The following is a 291-nucleotide window of genomic DNA, read 5'->3' on the forward strand; positions in this document are numbered from 1 at the left end:
AGGGCGGCGGCGAGCCCACCGGCGAGCTGGCCGAGGCCATCAAGGACCAGTTCGGCTCCTTCGCCGCGTTCCAGGCGCACTTCGCCGCCACCGCCACCGGCATCCAGGGCTCCGGCTGGGCCGTGCTCGGCTGGGACTCCATCGGGCAGAAGATGCTGATCTTCCAGCTCTTCGACCAGCAGGCCAACGTCCCGGTCGGCATCACCCCGCTGCTCATGCTCGACATGTGGGAGCACGCCTTCTACCTGGACTACCTCAACGTCAAGGCCGAGTACGTCAAGGCGTTCTGGA

1 protein-coding gene is annotated in these 291 nt (G+C 67.0%); it reads left to right on the forward strand.

Annotated features, from left to right (window positions below; all coding sequences use genetic code 11):
- Positions 1–291, forward strand: a 291-nt coding sequence (locus tag V5O49_RS00270; RefSeq protein ID WP_332900465.1) for a superoxide dismutase, incomplete at both ends; no start/stop codon positions are given.

Source organism: Isoptericola haloaureus (assembly GCF_036689775.1).
GTDB classification, from domain to species: domain Bacteria; phylum Actinomycetota; class Actinomycetes; order Actinomycetales; family Cellulomonadaceae; genus Isoptericola; species Isoptericola haloaureus.